The sequence below is a fragment of the Streptomyces sp. NPDC096339 genome, from assembly GCF_044762985.1.
GTDB lineage: Bacteria > Actinomycetota > Actinomycetes > Streptomycetales > Streptomycetaceae > Streptomyces.
This window is the reverse complement of sequence record NZ_JBIWFI010000046.1, coordinates 1-13,912: the sequence shown is the minus strand read 5'-3', so window position 1 is coordinate 13,912 and position 13,912 is coordinate 1. Positions and strand designations below refer to the sequence as shown.

The window sequence follows — 13,912 nt, the reverse complement described above, 5'->3', positions numbered from 1 at the left end:
ACGCCGGCAAGCCCGCGTCCGGCGCGGCCCCCGCCGCCGGGAAGCCCGCCGCGGGCGAGTCCGCCGACAGCGAGCGCACCGCGGTGTTCCGGGTCCCGAAGCCCGGTTCCGCCTCGGCTGCCGCAGGCGACCGGCCTGGTTCCGCCGCGCCCGCCGCAGGCGACCGGGCAGGCGAGCGGCCCGCGGCCTTCAGGGCTGCGAAGCCGGGGAGCGCGGCGCCGAAGGACAGTACCTTCGTACCGCTGCGCACCGATGACGCCGAAGCCGGGCAGGAGTCCAAGCCGGCGGCCACCGCCCCGGCGGCCGCCCCGAAGCCCCCGGCGCCCGCTCCGGCGGTCGGCAGTGAGCGGACCATGCAGCAGCCGCTGCCGCCCAGGCCGCCGCTCGACCTGCTCGCGGACCTCACGAACAATCCGCCCCCGCCGCCGAGCCCGATGCGCACCACGATCCGGCGGCTCAAGATCTACACGCCGATCGTCGTCCTGCTGGTGATCATCCTCGCCGTCGTCCAGCTGGTGCGCCCCTTGCCCCAGCCGAAGCTCGTGATGACCGCGAAGTCCTCATTCACCTTCGACGGAGCCGCCCCGCAGCTGCCCTGGCCCAGCGAGGGCCAGGCCTACATGGCCGCCGCCGGCCTCGGCACGCTCGGGCAGTCCGGCGAGCAGAAGCCCGTGCCGATCGCCAGCGTCACCAAGTCGATGACGGCGTACATCATCATGCGCGACCACCCCTTCAAGAAGGGGGAGAAGGGCGCGATGATCGACGTCGACAAGACCGCCGAGACCGAGGGACAGAAGGACAAGTCCGACAACGAGTCCACCCTCAACACGGTCAAGGAGGGCGACAAGATCTCCGAGTCCGACGCGATCGCCGCCCTCATGATCCCGTCGGCCAACAACATCGCGCGGCTGCTCGCGCGCTGGGACTCCGGGACCCAGGAGGCGTTCGTCAAGAAGATGAACGACACCGCCAAGGAACTCGGCATGACCAACACCACGTACACCGACCCCTCGGGTCTGGACGCGACCACGGTCAGCACCGCCGAGGACCAGGTGAAGCTGGGCCTGAAGATCGTCGAGATGGACGCCCTGATCGACATCACGAAGAAGCCCAAGTGGGTCGACCCGTCGGGCAAGGAGTGGCGCAACTGGAACGGCCTGGTTCCGGGCAACGAATCGCTCGGCATCAAGACCGGTACGACGACGAAGGCCGGCGGAAACCTCCTCTTCGCCGCGCAGAAGAAGATCGGCAACACCAACCAGCTGATCGTCGGAGCCGTCCTCGGCCAGCACAAGGCGCCGATCATCGACACCGTCATCGCCGCGAGCAAGCAGCTGCTGGTCGCCACCCAGAAGTCCCTCGACGGCGCGGTCGTCGTCAAGAAGGGCGAGGTCGTGGGCTACGTGGACGACGGCCTCGGCGGTCAGACGCCGGTCGTGGCCACGGCCGACGTGCAGGCGGTCGGCTGGGCCTCGCTCACCGTCAACGTGAAGCTCTCGGACGGCGGCGGCGCGATCCCGCAGAGCGCGAAGGCCGGCACCGAGATCGGTGTGCTGACCGTGGGCGAGGGCGCCAGCCAGGTCAAGGTGCCGGTGGCACTGAAGGACGACCTGGTCGCGCCGAGCACCGGAAGCAAGCTGACGCGCATCGGCTGACGGCCGGGAGGTGCGCGTGATCCGGCGCCCCGGGCAACCCCGGGGCGCCGGATCACGTCTATCGGGCCGGGGGCGTGCGCACCTGCGCGTGCGCGAGTGGGATTCACGTGTGGGGAGTACGGCTGTGACCACCGCTGAGCGGCAGGACCGGCGTGCGGGTGCGGTGGTCGCGCCGCCGGCCGGCGGCGATATCCGCCCGCCCGCGGGCGGCTGGGCCCGGCGGCATCCGGTGGTCGTCGCCACCGTGCTCGCGGGGCTGCTGCACGTCGCCTGGTTCTACAGCTTCGCCAACAGCGGCGGCGATCTGGCCGCGCAGGACGCCTGGGCCGAGTTCGTCGGCCGGCATCCCGACTCGGCGTACAACCTCGCCTGGTACGGGGGCATGCACCCCGTCTCGTACAGCGTGGTCTCGCCGTACCTCATGCACATGCTCGGCGTCCGGACCACGATGATGATCGCGGGGACCGTCTCGGCCGGCCTGCTCGCGCTGGTGCTGACCCGCTGCCGGGGCGCCGTGCGCGAGCCGCTGTGGCCCGCCCTGGCCGGGGTCTACGGGCTGCTGTGCAACGCCCTGTCCGGCCGCGTCACCTTCGGGCTCGGCGTGATGTTCGCGCTCGGCGCGGTCGCGGCCGTCTTCTGCTGGCCGCGCAAGTGGTCGCACCGCCGCTGGGCCAAGGCGGCGGTGGCCGCACCGCTCGCCGGGCTGGCGACGGCGGCCAGTCCCGTCGCCGGCCTGTTCCTCGGGGTGATCGCGGCCGCGCTGTTCCTGAGCGGGCGGCGTCCGGGCGCGTACGCGCTGGGGCTGGCGCCGGTGGCCGTGGTCGGGCTGTCGGCGTGGCTGTTCCCCTTCTCCGGGACGCAGCCGATGAAGTTCGGCTCGGCGTGGCTGCCGTTCGTGTTCGGGCTGGCGATCATGTTCCTGGTGCCGAAGCGGTGGAAGACCGTCCGGATCGCCTCGGCCGTCTACGCCCTCGGGGTGTTCCTGACCTGGGCGATCGACTCCCAGGTCGGTTCGAACGTCACCCGGCTGGTGATGCTCTTCGGCGGGGCGGTGCTGCTCGCCGCCCTCCCGTACGAGGCCGCGCGCTCGCGGCGCCGGTACGCGCTGGTGGCGGCCTTCGCCGGGCTCACCGTCTGGATCACCACGAACAGCGTCATGGACGTGGTCCGCACCACCCCGGTGGCCGCCTGGAACCGGGAGCTGGCCCCCCTCGTCGACCAGCTGCAGAAGGCGGGCGCCGACCGCGGCCGGGTCGAGGTGGTGCCGGCCAGCAGCCACCGCGAGTCCTCCGCCTTCCCCTCGTACGTGAACCTCGCGCGCGGCTGGAACCGGCAGGCCGACCTGGAGCGGAACCCGCTCTTCTACGACGACACCCTGACCGCCGAGAGCTACCGGGCCTGGCTGGAGCGCTGGGCCGTGCACTACGTGGTGCTGCCGGCCGACAAACCCGACTCGGGCGGGGAGGACGAGGCGAAGCTGCTGCGCGCGGGGCTCCCGTACCTCCAGCCGGTGTGGGGCGACGCGAACTGGCAGCTCTTCAAGGTCGACGAGCCGACCGACCTGGTGGCCGGGCCGGCGACCGTGGTGCGGGCGGGCGCGGACCGGCTGGTCATCGACGTGAAGGAGCCGGGCCGGGTGCTGGTGAGGATCCCGCACTCGCCCTGGCTGGGGCTGGTGGACGAGGCGGGCAAGCCGGTGGCGCCGCCCGAGGAGAGCTTCGCGTCGCGAGCCCGGAGCGGGGCCGGGAGCGGCGGCGGGGGCACGCTCCCGAAGGAGTACGCGAACACGGCCGGCTGCCTCTTCAAGGCCGCTCCGGACGCGGCCGGGGACGTGTGGACGGAGCTGCTGGCCCCGGCGCCGGGGCAGTACCAGGTGGCGGCCAAGTACCAGCTGCCTCGGGGGACGCCCTGCCCGGAGGAGCTGATCCACCACTCGCTGGGGACGCCGCCGCGACCGGCTCCGCCGGGCCCGTGACAGCGGGCCGATCCGCGATTCTTTGACCCCGGTCCGGGTGCGTTCATCCCCATATCTGCATACGATCCCAATAGTCCGATTGGATGCCGTGTCCCCCGAGGGAGTTGACGACGGGATGACCAAAGAGCAGAAGCAGGATGTCCGGGCAGCCATCGCGAGGGCGCAGGCGCAGGACCGAGTGCCGCCGCGCGCGCAGGGCCACGGTTTCGAGGGGCCGGTACGGAGCAAGGTCAAGGGCGGACTGCACACGAAGGCCGCGCTCAAGCGGGCCGGCACTCCGCAGGGCGACCGCATCGGCGAACGCACCAGCGGCCTGAGCTGATTCGAGATGGCGAGGCCCTTCCGGTTTCGGACCGGGAGGGCTTTCGCGTGTCTCCGCCCCCCGACCTGGGACTTTGGTCCCGGAAGGGCCTTCATCGCCTCGCGGGGAAGAATCCGGGCAACCGTTACATCACCTACGGAACACCAACACGTGCCCCTCGTAGCGTCGGCGGTGCCGGACCGCCGCACCGCACCCGCCGACCCGAGGGGAACCACCCATGCGCGCCACCTTCCGTACCGCTGCCCTCGTCGTCGCCGTCTCCGGCGGCCTCGCCGCCTGCGGGGGCGGTGCGAAGCCCGCGCCCGGCCCCAGGATCGACAGCACCTCGGCCCCGGCCCCGGCCCCGTCCCCCGCCGTCGGCTCCGCGCCCGAGGGCGTTCCGGCCCTTCCCCCGTCCAAGCCGACCGGGATGAAGATCGACGCGGCCGGCGTGGACGCGAAGAAGATGGTCGACCTCACGGTGGACGCCGCCACCGGCGAGCTCGGCGTACCGAACGCCGACACCGACGCGGACAACCCCGGCTGGTGGACCCAGGGCGTCACCCCGGGCGAGAAGGGCGTCTCGGTGCTCGTCGCCCACTTCGACACCCGCCACGGCCCGGCGCTGATGAAGGAGGTCGAGAAGATCAAGCTCGGCGATCTCGTCGAGGTGCCGCGCGAGGACGGCAGGACGGCCAAGTTCAAGATCCGCGAGATCGAGGACGTGAACAAGAAGGACTTCCCCACCGGCAAGGTCTACGGCGCCACCGACCGCCCCGAGCTGCGCCTGCTCACCTGCGGCGGCGAGATCGAGGACGGCCACCGGACCGACAACGTCATCTTCTACGCGGACCTGGTCGCCTGACCGGACACCGCCGCACGGCCGCCGGGGTACGCGTATTACGGTGAACCGCCCGGGAACGATCACGTCACGACCACACCCACACCCACACCCACACCCACACCCACGACCACAACCAAGCCGTCGGAGCCAGAGCCCAGCCGATGACCCCGCGCCCCCGCCTGCCCGCCTGGACCTCGACCCTCACCTGGAAGGCCGCGGCCTTCATCACCCTCATGTGCTGTGTCCTCGCCGCGCTCCTGGGCGGACTCGTGCACGGAGCCATGACCCGCCAGACGGTCTCCACGGCCCGCGAGAAGGCGCTGGGCAAGCTGGACCGGATCGTCAAGGAGTACGAGACCGGCGGGCGCATGGCGCGCGGCGAGGGCATCGACCCCGTGGGCCTGCCCCCCGAACTGCGCGCACTGGCGGTCAGCGGCAAACGCGGCACGGCGGTCGGCGAACACCGCGGCCGGTCCGCCATGTGGGCCGCGGCGCCCGCGGACAACGAGACCGCGATAGCCGTCTCCGTGGACTTCACCGGCAGCGAGCGCACCATCGCCGAACTGGACCGGGCCATCCTCGGCTCCTCGGGGCTGGCCATCGGCGGCACCCTCCTCGTCGGTACCTTCGTCGTCACCCGGATCACCCGGCGGCTGCACCAGACGGCGCAGGTGGCCCGCCGGATCACCGCGGGCGACCTGGACGCGCGGGTCGAGGACTCCCCGCGCTCCCGCGACGAGGTGGCCGCCGTCTCCCGCGCCCTGGACACGATGGCCTCCACGCTCCAGGGCAAGCTCGAAGCGGAGCAGCGCTTCACGGCGGACGTGGCCCACGAGCTGCGCACCCCGCTGACGGGCCTGAACGCGGCCGCCGAACTGCTGCCCCCGGGCCGCCCCGCCGAACTCGTACGGGACCGGGTGCAGGCGATGCGCGCGCTGACGGAGGACCTCCTCGAGATATCCCGGCTGGACACCCGTAGCGAGCGCGTGGAGCTGGACTCGTACGACCTGGCCGACCTCGCGGCGCGCACGATCCGCGCCTCCGGTACCGACACCACCCTGAAGGTGATCGCCTCCCTCCGGGTAGAGACGGACCGGCGACGCCTGGACCGCATCCTGGGCAACCTGATCGCGAACGCCCACAAGCACGGCGCGGCCCCGGTCACCCTCACGGTGGACGGCCCGACGCTGACCGTGACCGACGAGGGCCCCGGCTACCCGCCCTACCTCCTGACGTGCGGCCCGCAGCGGTTCCGCACGGAGGGCATGAACAAGGGCCACGGCCTGGGCCTCACCATCGTGGCGGGCCAGGCCCGCACCCTCGGCGCCACCCTCACCTTCCACAACCGCCGCCCGACCGGCGCGGAGGCCCGCGTCACCCTCCCGACGCCCGGGCGCTGAACACCCCGCCGAACACGAGGACCCCCGGCCTACGGGCCGGGGGTCCTCGCTTCTGTGCCCTCGGCAGGATTCGAACCTGCGACACCGGCTTTAGGAGAGCCGTGCTCTATCCCCTGAGCTACGAAGGCGGGGGCTTGACGGAAACCCTGCGGGAAACCCCAGAGGGGTAGTCCGGCCCGGCTCGACAAGCATGCTGGTCAGATGGCGTGCACATGCGATGCGGATGACGTCCTCGCGGACACTTTCCCGGGCACGGGCCTGGTAGCCGACTGACCGCTGACAGCCTAGCGGATCAGGCTGGGCGTGGGCGCATGGATTGTCGCGGGAGCGGCTCTTCGGTGAGGGCGTGGCTGTGACCTGGGGGTTCCGATCGTCTGGGGTGATGGGCGCGGATGTTGGGGCCGGTGTGGGGGCGGGGAGGGCCGTCTGGGGCGTCCGTTCTGTCCTCTTGCCCTCTAAGGCGAGGCGTAAAGGGCGATGGCCGCACCCCTGGGGTGGGGTGCGGCCATCGCGCCGGTGGAGGGATGTCAGGCGAGGCGGAGCGCTTGGTGTGGGAATGCGCGGCCCTGATCGGCAGCACCTCCGACCGTGACGAGGCCGGCCTGACCGCACAGGAGCGGGACCTCAGTGCCGCACCGCAGCTGACCAAGGCCCCACGTTTTACCAACAATCCGGGCATGGTCGAGAAAGCCCTGGCCATCTACAACGGGACGTATCCGTGACCTACAACCTTCTTACTGTCGCCGCCGTCGGCCCCGAGACCATGGCCGGGGCGCTTGCCGAGATCGTGCGGGAACAGAGGCCGGACACCCCTGTTGCCGATGCTTTCGTGGCATCGGTGGACAAGGTGAGGCAGGCCGCCTCGGCTCTCGCGAGGCTTTCCCTCGACGATGACGTGAGTAGCCCCATCTGGTCCGCGAAGGACAACCTGGTCGTGTGGGAGCGGGTCATCCGACAGATGGAGTCTGGGTGGGCTCCATCAGGGTGGTATCCAGTCGGCCTCTATCGAGAGAGGCTGGAAGCCCGCGACGAGCTCGCCGCCCTCGGCGCCCGCCTACCGAGTGAGGTCGCCGAGCTGCTCGGCGAGGCGCTGGAGCAATTGGACAGTCGGTTTGCCGCGGTAACGGAAGAAGACCCGTCAGGGAGCCTGCGCAGGGAACTGATGGGCGGCTCCGCAGACCAGACCCCGGTCGGCTGGTGGTGGCACCGCCGCCCGCATCCCACGCCTTGGGAACAGGACTGACTTCGCGCAGACCGCTCTGCCCTTGGCTCTACGGCAACGCCGGGGCCCGGTATGCGACGGACATCGCGTACCGGGCCCGACCTGCGTCCAGCGGCGGGTGGGGCGGCGGGACGCTGTCGGATAGCGGTGGTGGCCTGCGGCGGCGGGGGGACAGGTACCGCTCGTCCGCGACGGCGGATCCGAGGCGCTTGCCCGGGCCTGGCCGTGGGCGCCGCGTGCGCCGTCAGGGGGTGGCGGAGGCCCCGCGGCGCTTCGAGGGACCGACGCCTCGGGCCCGAGGTGTCGGTGGTCCTCACGCCCCGCCGAGCAGCAGGTCGCGGTTGGCTCGGAGCCAGTCCGCTTCCTCGCGCATCTCCGTCGCGTCACCCCGGGCCAGGAAGTCGGCCCATGGTTCGATTCCGAGCGCACCCAGGCGTCGGATGCGCTCGGCTTCCCGTTCCTGGAGCGCTTCCAGGGCTTCCAGTACGGCGCCCGGCTGCGCTCCGTAGGCGGAGCAGAGGGCCGCGAGGCGGCCGCGCAGCACCGCCGCGTCGGTCAGGCCCGGATCCCGTTCGGGATCCGTCGGGCGCAACGGCACCGCGTACCAGGCGAGTTGAGCCAGGTCGTCCACGGCGTATCCGGGTGCCGCGAAGTCCCAGTCGATGAAACCGGTCAGGCGGTCGCCCTCCCAGATGGAGTTCCACGGGCCGAGATCGCCGTGCCGGATCACCATGCCCGGCCGCCATTCCCCTTCGTGCTGCTGCCAGCGGTAGCCGGGCGAAGGTCGGAAGTCGCGTACGGAACGGTGGTAGTCCCGGAGCCAGTGCCCGAGCTCCACCAGCCCGCGCTCGGATCGCAGACCGGGGGGCCAGGGCTTGAAGGCGGGCTCCCCGTGGAGCAGCGACAGCACTTCATCCCGGCCCTCGATGCCCAGCGCGCGCGGCGCCTTGTCGAAGCCCACGGACTCCAAGTGGTTCAGCAGTGCGTGCACCGCCGGCGTGAAATCCCGCACGGGACGTCTGATGGTTTCGCCGACCCGCCTGACCGTGGTGACACTGCCCTGGTCGGTGGCGCCGTCCTCGATCATCCGCCGATGGTAGGACAACCGGTCGCCGGCGAGGGCGGGCGGACGACGGGGGGATGCCGTCCGAGAAGTCGATGTTCACCTGCGGCTCCGGCAGGGGCTTGCCGATGGTCTGGCCACGCCGGCACATCGCGGTCCGGTGCGTCCTGCGCGAGCGCGACGAGGCCCTCGCCGAGGCGGCGGACCGACCGGTCGGTAGGGGTGGCGCCCTCGACGAGGGCTTCGGTTTTCGGCGGGCCGGGAGCCGTGGGGCTCGCGGCCCCGGCTGCCCCTCCGCTTGCGGCGCGAGGTGGCGAATGTCTCCGGGCCCGACCCGACGTGGCCGATTCCCGTCCGGTTCCAGATTTTCGGCCTGGCCGAGAAGCATCATTGCCGGAGCATGAACCAGGGATGACACGACGAGTGGACAGGCTCTCGTAGAAGTCTACGAAGAGCGGTTCTCAGCCAGGGCAGTTTTCATGTCTTCGACCGCTAGCTGACACCACTCGGTTGCCTGTCTACTCGTGACGAGTTGCCGCGAAGCAGGCGGAATGCGCCTGCCGACTCCGGGTCGCCATCGCTCCTGGGGCGTCCGTGCGGCAACGAAATGCCAGCCAGGATTCCGGTCCCTCCCGTTTCCTGGCCGAACGAAGGGGGAGGGCCTTGAGTGTGACGCAGTCTGGTCGGCGCGTCGACGTCGCTTGGCCTGATCCACGCCATCCGCAATGCGACCGGGTCGGACTTGATCCGCATCCCGGCCGCACCGGAGCAACCGGTCGGCGCCCCGTCGCGCTGATCGACCGCAGGTGTCACCAGCACACCTGACCGCCGGCGGCCTTCTGCGGGCCCCTTTCAGCCCCGGGTGCGGAGCACCGCACGGGCACAGCAGCACACCATCCGGGGAATCCCCCACCCTCTCCAAAGGAGTGACCATGACCGCGCACACCACCGAAGCGAGCGTCCAGGCTCTCGAGATCGCCTGGCTCGACGAGGCCATCCGACTGGCCACCGAGAGCGTCGCCAACGGCGGCGGTCCGTTCGGCGCCCTGATCGCCAAGGACGGCGAGATCATCGCGCCCGGGAACAACCAGGTCACCTCCAACCTGGACCCGACGGCGCACGGTGAGGTCACCGCGATCCGCAACGCCTGCCAGAAGCTGGGGACCTTCTCCCTCGAGGGCTGCGTCCTGGTCACCTCGTGCGAGCCGTGTCCGATGTGCCTGTCCTCCGCCCTGTGGGCGCGCGTGGACCGCATCATCTTCGCCGCCGACCGTGACGACGCCGCGGTGGCCGGTTTCGACGACCGCAAGTTCTACGACCTGCTCGAGGTGAAGGCCTCCGGCGACTGGCCGATGTCGATCGAGCGCCTCGACCTGCCGAACCGTACGGCGCCGTTCGACGCCTGGCTGGCCAAGACGGACCGCATCGACTACTGAGCGACCCGGTCAAGGCTCCTCCGCGCGGTCACGGGAGCCGGTACCGACGAAAAGCGCCCCGGACGCACAGACCGGGGCGCTTTCGCCTGTGCCGGCCCGTAGGGCCTGTCGTGGCCCGGGGCCTACCGCAGGTGCGACGTGTCGTTGAACGACCGCACGGACGCGTTCCCGGTCGCGTGGTACGCGACCGTCGACACCGACGCCGCCGCGATCTCCATCCGGAACAGCGACTCCGGCGGCGCGCCGAGCGCCAGCCGGATCAGCTGCCTCACCGGTACCACGTGTGACACGACCAGCACGGTCCGTCCCGCGTGGCGCGCCAGCAGCCCGTCCCGGGCCGCCGCCACCCGCTCGGCCACCACGTCCAGGGACTCGCCGCCCGGCGGCACGGCCGCCGGGGACCGCAGCCAGGCCGCCAGCTCCTCGGGGTGGCGCTCGCGGACCTCGGCGAAGGTCAGCCCCTCCCAGGCCCCGAAATCGGCTTCTCGCAGCTCCTCGTCGACCTGTACCTCCAGCCCCAGGCGTCCGGCCGCCGCCTGGGCGGTCTCCCGGCAGCGCCGCAGCGGCGAGGTGACGACCGCCCGCACGTCCCCGCGCGCGGCGAGCAGCGCCGCGGTCGCCTCGGCCTGCCGCCGCCCGGCCGCCGAGAGCCCCGGGTCGGTGCCTCCGCTGCCGGAGAACCGCTTCTCGGGCGTCAGCGCCGTCTCCCCGTGCCGTACGAGCAGGAGCGTGGTGGCAGTGCCCTGGTCGGCGAGCCCGGCTGGAGCCGGCTCGGGCGCCTCGTGCTTCTCGTGGGCCTTGCGCTCCTCGTGCTCCTCGCGCTTCTCGTGGTCGTTGAGGGCGTTCTCCTCGTGTGCTTTCAAGCCGGTTGCTCCTGGGCGTGAGTGGCGTACGGAATCAAAGCGTCGCCGGGACGTCGGCGTACGACGTCCCGGCGACGGGTGGGCCGGTGAGCGGATGGGCGGGTCAGGCGGACGCGGCGGTCTTCCTGACGAGGTGGTTCCCGAGCACGACGTAATCGATCTCCGTGCCGAGGAAGCAGTTCAGCGCGTCGGCCGGGGTGCACACGATCGGCTCGCCGGCCACGTTGAACGAGGTGTTGATCAGGCAGGGGACGTCGGTCAGGGCGGTGAACCGCCGCAGCAGCGCCGCCAGCCGCGGGGTGGCCTCGTCGGTGAGCGTCTGCACCCGGGAGGTGCCGTCCACGTGGACCGCACCGGGGATCACGTCCACGAACTCCGGCCGCACCGGGAAGACGAAGGTCATGTACGGCGACCGGGTCTTGCGGCCCATGTCGAAGACCCGCGAGGCGTCCGACTCCAGGACGAGCGGTGCGAACGGGCGGAACGGCTCGCGGTGCTTGACCTTGGTGTTGATGATGTCCTTGATGTCCTGGAAGCTCGGGTTCGCGAGGATGCTGCGGTGCCCCAGGGCCCGGGGCCCGTGCTCGATCCGGCCCTCGTAGTAGCCGATGACGACCTTCTCGGTGAGCAGCTTCGACACCTGGTCGACGATCTCGTCGTCGCTCAGCCTCGTCCACTCCACGCGGTCGCCGAACTCCGCGAGGGTCCGCTCGATCGTCGCCTCGTCGTACTCAGGACCGAGGTACGGGGTGACCGGCGCGATGGGCTTCACCTGGCCGGCGCCGTCCGGGTGGCCGATCCAGGCCTGGACCGCCGCGCCGATGGTGATGCCGGTGTCGCTGGCACCGAAGCTGACTTCCATGTCCTCGAACCGCGAGCCCTCGAACAGCGGGGTGTTGTTGAGGCAGTTCAGCGCCACGCCGCCTTCGAACAGCAGGTGGTCCAGATCGGACTTCGCCTCCAGTGCGCGGACCTGGTGGCGGGTGACGACCTCCAGCATCTCCTGCGCCGCTGCGGCCACCTTGCCCTGGTATTCCAGGGTGTCCTGCCGGGGGCCGAAGTACTCCTCGAAGAGCGGGTCGAGGCTGTGCGGGTCCTCCGTCGCGAGCGGCGTGGAGAAGGTGTACCGCCCGTCCTCGCGCAGTTCGATCAGCTTCTCGACGAACGGGTTCGGGACCGGGGGCTCGGCGTATCCGGCCAGGCCCATGACCTTGTACTCGTCGTTGTTCGGCACGAAGCCCAGGAAGCGGGTGATCGCGCTGAACAGGATGCCGATCGAGTACTCCGCGCCGATCGTCGTCTCTTCGAAGACCCGGATCCGGCCTTCGCGGATTTCGCCCATCAGCGTCGAGAACCGCTCGGCGCGGCCGTCGCTGACGAGGAAGGCGGAGTCCTTCATGCCGGCCAGGTACCAGCCGGTCATCGCGTGGGCGAGGTGGTGCGGTACGAACACCACCTTCTCCGGGTCGGGGGTGAAGCCGGTGCGCGCGGCGAAGTCCGCGATCATCGCCTCGGGGCTGACGATCTCGTCGAACAGCCTGCGCATGCTGTCCACGACGTAGGCCTGCGCCCCGGGGTCCATGGGCGCCGCCGCGATGTCGGCCAGCAGCTGCTCCTGGACGTTCGCCGACCAGTCCCAGGGAATGGCGATGAGGTCGATGTCCGAGAACTCGATTCCGGCCTGGTCGAGGCACCACTTCACCGAATTGAACGGGAAGTCGGTGGTCTTCTTGTCCCGGTTGAGGCGCTCTTCCTCCACGGCCGCGACCAGCTCGCCGTCGACCAGCAGCGAGGCGCCCGCATCGTGGCCCATGAGGTAGTGCTTGTTGATGCCGACCGCGCCGAGGTTCTCGGCGAAGAATTCCGACACCCGGGTGAAGCCGTTACAGCCCAAGACGATCATGTGAAAATTCCTTTCTCTTGCTACGCGGCCGTGGCCGTGGCACCGGACAGGCGGTCGGTAGTGAGGCCGGCCGTGTCGGTCCAGGGCTGCTTGCCGAGCACGAGGTCGCGGACGATCTCTCCCGCCGCGGGCGCCTGGCACAGTCCCTGGCCGGAGAACCCCGCCGCGTAGATGAAGCCGGGGCGGGAGGGAACGCGGCCGATGAAGGCCGTCCCGTCCGGGCTGACGTCGAGATCACCGGTCCACCCGAGGTCGAGCCCCTGCCCGGCGAGGGCCGGATAGGTGGTGCCGAGCCCGCCCGACACCCGTCCCAGCCACTCCTCCCTGGACTCGTCCGGGCCGGGGCGGCCCATCCCGACGAGGATCCGGTCCCCCAGGGTCCTGATCCGCAGGCTGGACGGGTGCAGGGTCATCGGCAGCGCGGTGCGCGGGGCATCGGCGGGCGGGTCGGTCAGCAGCATGTCGACGGGGTACGTGATCACCGGAAGGTCCACGCCCGCCAGGGCGGCGACCGTGCCCGCCCAGGGGCCCGCCGCGCAGATGACCGTGTCGGCGCGGATGCTCCCCGAAGGCGTGTGGACCCGCCCGTCCGGGTCGATGCCGGTGACGGGTGTTCCCGTGTGCAGCACGGCGCCGGCCCGCTGCGCGGCCGCGGCGTAGCCGCGCACGATCGAGCCGGGGTCGATGGCGTAGGCCTCGGGCGCCCAGGCCGCCGCCACGATGCCGTTCGTGTCGACCAGCGGGTTGCGCCGCGCGGCCTCGGCCGGCGTCACGAGCTCGACGTCCACCCCCGCGGCCTGGTGGGCGGCCTGCTCCCGCCGGAACGCCTCCACCTGCTCCTCTTCGGTGAACAGCACCAGGAAGCCGAAGCGCTCCAGGCCGAGGTCGGTCCCGGTCCGCTCGTGGAAGGCGTGGTACGCCTCCAGGCTGCGGGCGGCCAGCCGGCTGGTGAGGGGGCTGCCGGGGAAGAACGTACGGACGACGCCCGCGGTGCTCCCGGAAGCTCCCGATCCGAGAGCGCCACGCTCCAGCAGGACGGTGCCGACGCCGGCCTCGGCGAGGTGGCACGCGATCGACGTGCCGATGACCCCTCCGCCGATGACGAGGGTCTCGGTGTGTTCGGGCAACGCGGTCATGCGGGCTGCTCCAGCTTGACGGGGTGTTGTTGGCGGAGGTCGTCGGTGGCGTCCCAGGGGAAGAGGTGGAGGTTCCAGGCGCCGAGGAGGTTGATGTAGAGGGCGAGTTGGCGG

Annotated in this window: 11 protein-coding genes, 1 tRNA gene and 1 pseudogene; 8 read left to right on the top strand and 5 right to left on the bottom strand. The window is 71.2% G+C overall.

All coding sequences use genetic code 11. The annotated features are described in order from the left end of the window. From ACIQ5Y_RS35870 to ACIQ5Y_RS35850, 5 genes are all read left to right on the top strand, one after another. Nucleotides 1–1,655, top strand: a 1,655-nt coding sequence (locus tag ACIQ5Y_RS35870) for a D-alanyl-D-alanine carboxypeptidase family protein (RefSeq protein WP_403890395.1), incomplete at its 5' end; no start/stop codon positions are given. Nucleotides 1,656–1,818: 163 nt separating this feature from the next. Then, nucleotides 1,819–3,630, top strand: coding sequence for an MFS transporter (locus ACIQ5Y_RS35865; RefSeq protein ID WP_403890512.1), 1,812 nt, complete (start codon nucleotides 1,819–1,821; stop codon nucleotides 3,628–3,630). Between the two features lie 115 nt (nucleotides 3,631–3,745). Further along, complete coding sequence (locus ACIQ5Y_RS35860; RefSeq protein ID WP_403890392.1) at nucleotides 3,746–3,952, top strand: hypothetical protein; 207 nt, start codon at nucleotides 3,746–3,748, stop codon at nucleotides 3,950–3,952. A 217-nt stretch (nucleotides 3,953–4,169) separates the two neighbouring features. Continuing rightward, on the top strand, nucleotides 4,170–4,796 hold the full coding sequence (locus ACIQ5Y_RS35855; protein WP_403890389.1) for a sortase domain-bontaining protein: 627 nt from the start codon (nucleotides 4,170–4,172) through the stop codon (nucleotides 4,794–4,796). 140 nt (nucleotides 4,797–4,936) lie between these two features. Then, complete coding sequence (locus ACIQ5Y_RS35850; RefSeq protein WP_403890387.1) at nucleotides 4,937–6,175, top strand: ATP-binding protein; 1,239 nt, start codon at nucleotides 4,937–4,939, stop codon at nucleotides 6,173–6,175. 55 nt (nucleotides 6,176–6,230) lie between these two features. Here the strand turns inward: ACIQ5Y_RS35850 and ACIQ5Y_RS35845 are convergent. Next, nucleotides 6,231–6,303: transfer RNA gene (locus tag ACIQ5Y_RS35845), tRNA-Arg, on the bottom strand. A 396-nt stretch (nucleotides 6,304–6,699) separates the two neighbouring features. On the opposite strand from ACIQ5Y_RS35845, the gene ACIQ5Y_RS35840 reads away from it, so the two are divergent. Both ACIQ5Y_RS35840 and ACIQ5Y_RS35835 read left to right on the top strand, forming a co-directional pair. Next, on the top strand, nucleotides 6,700–6,897 hold the full coding sequence (locus tag ACIQ5Y_RS35840) for a hypothetical protein (protein WP_403890384.1): 198 nt from the start codon (nucleotides 6,700–6,702) through the stop codon (nucleotides 6,895–6,897). Beyond that, the gene (locus tag ACIQ5Y_RS35835; protein ID WP_403890381.1) at nucleotides 6,894–7,418 is read left to right on the top strand and encodes a hypothetical protein; all 525 of its coding nucleotides are present in this window, start codon (nucleotides 6,894–6,896) and stop codon (nucleotides 7,416–7,418) included. The genes ACIQ5Y_RS35840 and ACIQ5Y_RS35835 overlap by 4 nt, the downstream gene beginning before the upstream one ends. Before the next feature lie 292 nt (nucleotides 7,419–7,710). Here the strand turns inward: ACIQ5Y_RS35835 and ACIQ5Y_RS35830 are convergent, their stop codons facing one another. Continuing rightward, nucleotides 7,711–8,484: a phosphotransferase gene (locus ACIQ5Y_RS35830; protein ID WP_403890378.1), complete on the bottom strand. Its 774-nt coding sequence runs from the start codon at nucleotides 8,482–8,484 to the stop codon at nucleotides 7,711–7,713. 908 nt (nucleotides 8,485–9,392) lie between these two features. Between ACIQ5Y_RS35830 and ACIQ5Y_RS35825 the strand changes: the two genes are divergently transcribed. Next, nucleotides 9,393–9,896, top strand: a complete 504-nt coding sequence (locus tag ACIQ5Y_RS35825; protein WP_403890375.1) for a nucleoside deaminase — start codon at nucleotides 9,393–9,395, stop codon at nucleotides 9,894–9,896. 122 nt (nucleotides 9,897–10,018) lie between these two features. Here the strand turns inward: ACIQ5Y_RS35825 and ACIQ5Y_RS35820 are convergent. From ACIQ5Y_RS35820 to ACIQ5Y_RS35810, 3 genes and pseudogenes are all read right to left on the bottom strand, one after another. Next, nucleotides 10,019–10,663 (bottom strand): annotated as a pseudogene (locus tag ACIQ5Y_RS35820) (histidine phosphatase family protein); the annotation flags it as partial. A gap of 199 nt (nucleotides 10,664–10,862) precedes the next feature. After that, on the bottom strand, nucleotides 10,863–12,662 hold the full coding sequence (locus ACIQ5Y_RS35815; protein WP_403890373.1) for a carbamoyltransferase: 1,800 nt from the start codon (nucleotides 12,660–12,662) through the stop codon (nucleotides 10,863–10,865). Between the two features lie 20 nt (nucleotides 12,663–12,682). After that, nucleotides 12,683–13,798 (bottom strand): NAD(P)/FAD-dependent oxidoreductase, encoded by a 1,116-nt coding sequence (locus ACIQ5Y_RS35810; RefSeq protein ID WP_403890370.1) that lies wholly within the window; start codon nucleotides 13,796–13,798, stop codon nucleotides 12,683–12,685. Nucleotides 13,799–13,912: the final 114 nt, after the last annotated feature.